This is a genomic window from Streptomyces sp. NPDC028308 (genome assembly GCF_055565855.1).
Genome location: NZ_JBVHTO010000013.1, coordinates 383,075 through 389,074 on the forward strand (window position 1 = coordinate 383,075; position 6,000 = coordinate 389,074).

At 71.7% G+C, this 6,000-nt stretch carries 8 protein-coding genes; 5 read left to right on the forward strand and 3 right to left on the reverse strand.

The features are described 5' to 3' along the window. Positions 1–139: 139 nt before the first annotated feature. On the reverse strand, positions 140–1,024 hold the full coding sequence (locus ACZ4VA_RS30555; protein WP_355786138.1) for a biotin--[acetyl-CoA-carboxylase] ligase: 885 nt from the start codon (positions 1,022–1,024) through the stop codon (positions 140–142). Positions 1,025–1,155: 131 nt separating this feature from the next. Here ACZ4VA_RS30555 and ACZ4VA_RS30560 point away from each other — a divergent pair, with 131 nt between their 5' ends. Together ACZ4VA_RS30560 and ACZ4VA_RS30565 are read left to right on the forward strand one after the other, a co-directional pair. Beyond that, on the forward strand, positions 1,156–2,757 hold the full coding sequence (locus ACZ4VA_RS30560) for an acyl-CoA carboxylase subunit beta (protein WP_355786141.1): 1,602 nt from the start codon (positions 1,156–1,158) through the stop codon (positions 2,755–2,757). Between the two features lie 16 nt (positions 2,758–2,773). Next, positions 2,774–2,980: an acyl-CoA carboxylase subunit epsilon gene (locus ACZ4VA_RS30565; RefSeq protein WP_356170986.1), complete on the forward strand. Its 207-nt coding sequence runs from the start codon at positions 2,774–2,776 to the stop codon at positions 2,978–2,980. A gap of 8 nt (positions 2,981–2,988) precedes the next feature. Here ACZ4VA_RS30565 and ACZ4VA_RS30570 read toward each other — a convergent pair whose 3' ends face one another. Next, positions 2,989–4,119: an SGNH/GDSL hydrolase family protein gene (locus ACZ4VA_RS30570; protein WP_452922169.1), complete on the reverse strand. Its 1,131-nt coding sequence runs from the start codon at positions 4,117–4,119 to the stop codon at positions 2,989–2,991. Positions 4,120–4,269: 150 nt separating this feature from the next. On the opposite strand from ACZ4VA_RS30570, the gene mmpB reads away from it, so the two are divergent. Both mmpB and ACZ4VA_RS30580 read left to right on the forward strand, forming a co-directional pair. Then, complete coding sequence (mmpB, locus tag ACZ4VA_RS30575; protein WP_355794064.1) at positions 4,270–4,398, forward strand: morphogenic membrane protein MmpB; 129 nt, start codon at positions 4,270–4,272, stop codon at positions 4,396–4,398. A gap of 51 nt (positions 4,399–4,449) precedes the next feature. Continuing rightward, the gene (locus tag ACZ4VA_RS30580; protein WP_356170981.1) at positions 4,450–5,070 is read left to right on the forward strand and encodes a Maf family protein; all 621 of its coding nucleotides are present in this window, start codon (positions 4,450–4,452) and stop codon (positions 5,068–5,070) included. On the opposite strand, the gene ACZ4VA_RS30585 is transcribed toward ACZ4VA_RS30580, so the two are convergent. Next, positions 5,071–5,550, reverse strand: a complete 480-nt coding sequence (locus tag ACZ4VA_RS30585; protein WP_356170978.1) for a hypothetical protein — start codon at positions 5,548–5,550, stop codon at positions 5,071–5,073. 354 nt (positions 5,551–5,904) lie between these two features. Between ACZ4VA_RS30585 and ACZ4VA_RS30590 the strand changes: the two genes are divergently transcribed. Then, positions 5,905–6,000 (forward strand): biotin carboxylase N-terminal domain-containing protein (locus tag ACZ4VA_RS30590; protein WP_279617129.1); only part of this gene is annotated, 96 nt, incomplete at its 3' end.

The window sequence follows — 6,000 nt, forward strand, 5'->3', positions numbered from 1 at the left end:
GCTCACTCCTGACTCGTACGGTCGTGGGGCCGGCCTCGAAACCTTTCGCTCCGGCCGCCGCTTCCCGCGCCGACCTGGGACTCCTGCCCCGGGCTCCGCTTCTCGAACGCCCCCGGGCCCGGCGATCGGCGGCCCCGGATCAGGCGGGCCGCAGGTGCACGATGTCCCCCGCGCCCACCGGCTGCTGCACGCCTTCCTCGGTGGCCAGCACCAGGCGCCCGTCACCGTCGACGGCCACCGCCTCACCGGTGATCGACGTGTCCCCGGGGAGTTCGGCCCGGACCACTCGACCCAGCGTCGCGCACCCGGCGGCGTACGTCTCCTGCAGACCCGAGGCCGCGGGGTCGCCGCCGGCCGCCCGCCACCTGCCGTACCACTCCTCCAGCGAGCGCAGCAGGGCCCGCAGGACCGTGTCGCGGTCCGTCGAGACGGCGCCGGCGAGGGCGAGCGACCCGGCGCCCGGCACCGGCAGTTCGTCCTTGCGCAGGGTGACGTTGAGGCCGATGCCGATGACGACACCGTCGGTGCCGGCCCGCTCGGCGAGGATGCCGCCGGCCTTGCGCTCCTCGCCGTCGACGGTGACCAGCAGGTCGTTGGGCCACTTGAGTGCCGTGTCCACGCCCGCGGCGCGCGGCAGCGCCGTCGCCACGGCGACCCCGGCGAGCAGCGGCAGCCAGCCCCAGCGCTCGACGGGCACCTCGGCGGGCTTCAGCAGCACGGAGAAGAAGAGGCCGGAGCGGGCCGGAGCGGTCCACCGGCGGTCCAGCCGGCCGCGTCCGGCGTGCTGCTCCTCGGCGACGAGGACGGCGCCCTCGGCCAGCGTCCCGGCCCGTCCGGCCAGGTCGGTGTTGGTGGAGCCGGTCGCGGGTACCACGTCGAGCGAGGACCACAGGCCGCCCTCCCGGACCAGTGCCCGGCGCAGGGCGGCGACGTTCAGGGGCGGACGGTCCAGGTCCGACCAGCGGCTCGCGCGCGGGCCGTCACCGGGCTCGTCGTGCGCGTCTGAGGAATCTCGCGGCGTCATGCAACCCACCCTAGGTGTGGTAAACGCCGCACTGCCGAACGGTATCCGCGCCACTACCCTACGAGTCAGTAGCAAACCCCTGAGCACGTCACCCTCACGTCCCCACTGAGCAGGCAGGGAGCCGCATCCCGATGTCCGAGCCGGAAGAGCTGCACCACCCCGACATCCACACCACCGCGGGCAAGCTCGCGGATCTGCAGCGGCGCATCCAAGAGGCGACGCACGCCGGCTCGGAGCGCGCCGTCGAGAAGCAGCACGCCAAGGGCAAGCTGACGGCGCGTGAGCGCATCGAACTCCTCCTCGACGAGGGCTCCTTCGTCGAGCTGGACGAGTTCGCGCGACACCGCTCGACCGACTTCGGCATGGAGCAGAACCGCCCGTACGGAGACGGTGTCGTCACCGGGTACGGCACGGTCGACGGCCGCCCCGTCGCCGTGTTCTCACAGGACTTCACCGTCTTCGGCGGCGCCCTGGGCGAGGTCTTCGGGCAGAAGATCATGAAGGTGATGGACTTCGCGCTGAAGACGGGCTGCCCGGTCATCGGCATCAACGACTCCGGCGGCGCCCGCATCCAGGAGGGCGTCAGCGCGCTCGGCATGTACGGCGAGATCTTCCGCCGCAACACCCACGCCTCGGGCGTCATCCCGCAGATCAGCCTGGTCGTCGGCCCCTGTGCGGGCGGCGCGGTCTACTCGCCCGCGATCACCGACTTCACGATCATGGTCGACCAGACCTCGCACATGTTCATCACGGGCCCGGACGTCATCAAGACGGTGACCGGTGAGGACGTCGGCTTCGAGGAGCTGGGCGGCGCCCGCACGCACAACTCCGCGTCCGGCGTGGCCCACCACATGGCGGGCGACGAGAAGGACGCCATCGAGTACGTCAAGCAGCTGCTGTCGTACCTGCCGTCCAACAACCTCAGCGAGCCGCCGGTCTTCCCCGAGGAGGCGGACCTCACGCCGACGGACGAGGACCGCGAGCTGGACACGATCGTGCCGGACAGTGCGAACCAGCCGTACGACATGCACACCGTGATCGAACACGTCCTGGACGACGCGGAGTTCTTCGAGACGCAGGCGCTCTTCGCACCGAACATCCTCACCGGCTTCGGCCGGGTCGAGGGGCAGCCGGTGGGCATCGTCGCCAACCAGCCGATGCAGTTCGCGGGCTGCCTGGACATCGACGCGAGCGAGAAGGCCGCGCGGTTCGTGCGCACCTGCGACGCCTTCAACGTCCCGGTGCTCACCTTCGTGGACGTGCCGGGCTTCCTGCCGGGCGTCGACCAGGAGCACACCGGCATCATCCGCCGCGGCGCCAAGCTCATCTACGCGTACGCCGAGGCGACCGTCCCGCTGATCACGGTCATCACCCGCAAGGCCTTCGGCGGCGCCTACGACGTCATGGGCTCCAAGCACCTGGGCGCCGACCTCAACCTGGCGTGGCCGACCGCGCAGATCGCGGTGATGGGCGCGCAGGGCGCGGTGAACATCCTGCACCGCCGCACCATCGCGGCCGCGGAGGCCGCCGGGGAGGGCGAGGCGACCCGGGCGCGGCTCATCCAGGAGTACGAGGACGCCCTCCTGAACCCGTACACGGCCGCCGAGCGCGGCTACATCGACGGCGTGATCATGCCGTCCGACACCCGCGCCCACGTCGTGCGGGGGCTGCGCCAGCTGCGGACCAAGCGCGCGTCCCTGCCGCCGAAGAAGCACGGCAACATCCCCCTCTAGTCCCCAGGGAGCGGTCATGACGATCAAGGTCGTACGGGGCAATCCGACCCCGGAGGAGCTGGCCGCCGCACTCGCGGTGGTGCGGGCGCGCGCCGTGGCGGCGGAGACGCCGTCCGGCGCGCCCCGCGAGCGGGAGGCCTGGGCGGACCCGGCGCGGCTGGCGCTGCGCCGGATGCCCGCGCCGAGCCCGCGGGCGTGGGGCCGCACGTACTGGCCCGGATAGGTTCCGGCTCAGAGCAGTTCCGCGACGGCTTCGGCCATCACCGCGTATCCGGCGTCGTTCGGGTGCAGGTGGTCGCCGAAGTCGTACGCGGGGTGCAGCCGGTCCGGGTCCGCCGGGTCGGCCAGCGCCACCGTGAGGTCCACCACCGCGTCCCACTCCCCCGAGGCGCGGATCCACTCGTTCATCTCGTGGCTCACCTTCGCCGCGTGCTCGCCCCAGTGGTCGGAGCCGCCGAACGGCAGCAGGGTCGAGCCGATCACCCGCAGGCCGCCCGCGCGGGCCTGCCGTATCAACGCCCGGTGGCCGTCGATCAGTTCGTCCGCCTCGACGACCGGCGCCGGGTGGTACGTGGGCTGCTCGCGGGTCTCGCTGAAGCCGATGTCGTTGAGGCCCAGGAGCACGACGAGGGTGTCGACGCCCGGGTGGCGCAGGACGTCCCGGGCCAGCCGGTGGACGCCCCTCTCGCCGTACCAGGCGGAGTCGTTGAGCAGCAGGTTCCCGCCGATGCCCGCGTTGAGCACGGGCCGGCCGGTGAGCTCCGCGAGCGCGTCGGACCAGCGGCGGTCGGCGCCCGGGGTCGAGCCGAAGCCGTCCGTGACGGAGTCCCCGAAGAGCGCGACGGCGTCACCGCGGCCCGCGTCGGTCTCGACGGCCGACAGGAAGTACCAGGACTCGTCGGACTCCTCGAAGCCGTCGCCCGTGACGTCGTCCAGCAGGTCGCCCGGACCCCGATAGGCGGTCGTGAACGCCTGCGCGTGGAAGGTCGCGGGGCCGGTGACGGCGTCGAGATGCAGGGTGACCGTCAGTGACTCCCCCGCCGCCAGGGTGAGGCCCGCCGGATCGCTCAGCACACTGCCGCGCGCCGGGACCGCGACGGCGTACGCCCCCTCGAATTCCAGCCGCCTGAATGAGCCGGGCTCGACGGCGGCTCCGGCGGCCGCACGGGCGACCGTGGCACCCGCGATCCGCAAGGGCGAGAACCCGTAGTCGTTGGAGAGGCGGACGCGGAGGCGGTCGCCGCCCGCGCTGACACGGACGGTCTGGCGCAGCGACTGACGCCAGAAGCCCTCGCGCGAGCGGTTGGGCGTGAAGCCCTCGGCGGGGAGCTGGGGGGCTGCCGTCCAGGCGGTGGTGAACACAGGCGTTCCTCTCTAAAAGGGACCGTGGTTCCTTTAGTGGCACTCATGACGGTAGCAGGCAGTGACGCCTAATGGAACGGTGGAACCGTTTAGAGAAGTTGAGTACGCGTACTCAGGCGCCCGGGACCGCGCCGACGCACGATCGGAGACATGCTGTGGTCCGACCCCGAGAACGAGCCGCCCGAGGAACTGCGCGACATGCAGAACATGCTGCGCCGCCTCGGTGTCCTCATGGCGCTCGCCATCATGCTCGCGATGATCGTCCTCGGCGTCAGATGACCGCGCCCGGCACGGCCCGGGACGCCCTGGCCGCGCCGATACCCTGACGGCATGACCGATCAGCCGCGCCGCCGTCTCGTGCTCGCCTCCCAGTCCCCCGCCCGGCTCGGCCTGCTGCGGCAGGCCGGACTCGCTCCCGAGGTGATCGTGAGCGGCTTCGACGAGGACACCGTCACCGCCCCGACGCCCGCCGAGCTCGCCCTCGCGCTCGCGGAGGCGAAGGCATCCGTCGTCGCGGCACGGCCCGAGGTCCAGGGCGCGCTCGTGATCGGCTGCGACTCGGTCCTGGACCTGGACGGAGAGGCGCTCGGCAAGCCCGCCGACGCCGAGGAGGCCACCGCCCGCTGGAAGGCGATGCGCGGCCGGGCCGGCACCCTTCAGACCGGGCACTGCATCTACGACACCACGGCCAAGCGCTACGTGTCGGCGACCGCGTCCACCGTGGTGCGCTTCGGCGAGCCCACCGACGCCGAGATCGCCGCGTACGTCGCCTCGGGCGAACCCCTCCACGTGGCCGGGGCGTTCACCCTCGACGGCCGCTCGGCCCCGTTCGTCGAGGGCATCGACGGCGACCACGGCAACGTCATCGGCATCTCCCTGCCCACGGTGCGCCGACTGCTGGCGCAACTGGGCGTGGGCATCACGGAGTTGTGGACGCCGCGCGAGGGGTGATCAGCCCGCCGTGGGGGCCGGGGGCGCCGTGACCGGCGCTCCCCCGCCGTCGCCGCCGTCCTTCTCCGGCGCCGCGGCCGCCGGGCCCGTCCGGCGGTCGTACGCCACGAGGACGAGCACGATCAGCCCGAGCACCACCATCATGAAGACGAACGCGCCCCAGCCGACCAGGCCCACGGCGAAGGCGCCGAGCAGCGCGTGCACCACGGCGGCGCTGATCAGCAGGATGCGGCCGATGCCGGCCGGGGGCCGGTCGCGCAGCGCCACCAGCAGCGCGGCCAGGCCGCACAGCGCGAAGTACAGGCCGAAGACCAGCCCCCCGGCCTTCGAGGAGACGGACATCTTGTGCGGGTCGAGCCCGGCCAGGGACATGTCCTGCCGGTCGACGACCATGCCGAGGTACCAGTTCAGCAGCGCAATGCCGACCGCCTCCACGAAGAGCACGATCGCCGCCACCCACGCCGCCGGTCTGCGCACCACCGGTCCCCACCCACTTCCGCGTGCTGTTACCCCAAGTACGTTCGAGACAAGCGAACGCTACTAACGGGTAAACCGTGGGACAAGGGCTCGGCGCAGGGCAAAGAATCATTGGGCCATTCGTAGGGACTCCACAAAGAAACCCTGTGGGGCGCAGCACGCTCTCACAGAGACCTTGACCACACCGGAGGGCTAGGGTTCAGGGGAGGATTCCTGCGTACCGCGGTGCGACAAGGGATTTCGCGGGCCGAGCGAGCCTCGGATCACGCTCCGTGTGGGCAAGCTCACCATTGGGGACGGGTCGAAAGGTCGTGTCGGCTGTCCCTAAACTCGGCTTGTTTCAAGGAGGGAGCCATCGTGCGCAAGGTGCTCATCGCCAACCGTGGCGAAATCGCTGTCCGCGTGGCCCGGGCGTGCCGGGATGCCGGGATCGCGAGTGTTGCCGTCTACGCC

Bases quoted from the DNA above. Each gene is read 5' to 3' on its own strand.
- ACZ4VA_RS30555 (WP_355786138.1), bottom strand. From the start codon at position 1,024: ATGACGCCGCGAGATTCCTCAGACGCGCACGACGAGCCCGGTGACGGC.
- ACZ4VA_RS30560 (WP_355786141.1), top strand. From the start codon at position 1,156: ATGTCCGAGCCGGAAGAGCTGCACCACCCCGACATCCACACCACCGCG.
- ACZ4VA_RS30565 (WP_356170986.1), top strand. From the start codon at position 2,774: ATGACGATCAAGGTCGTACGGGGCAATCCGACCCCGGAGGAGCTGGCC.
- mmpB (WP_355794064.1), top strand. From the start codon at position 4,270: ATGCTGTGGTCCGACCCCGAGAACGAGCCGCCCGAGGAACTGCGCGAC.
- ACZ4VA_RS30580 (WP_356170981.1), top strand. From the start codon at position 4,450: ATGACCGATCAGCCGCGCCGCCGTCTCGTGCTCGCCTCCCAGTCCCCC.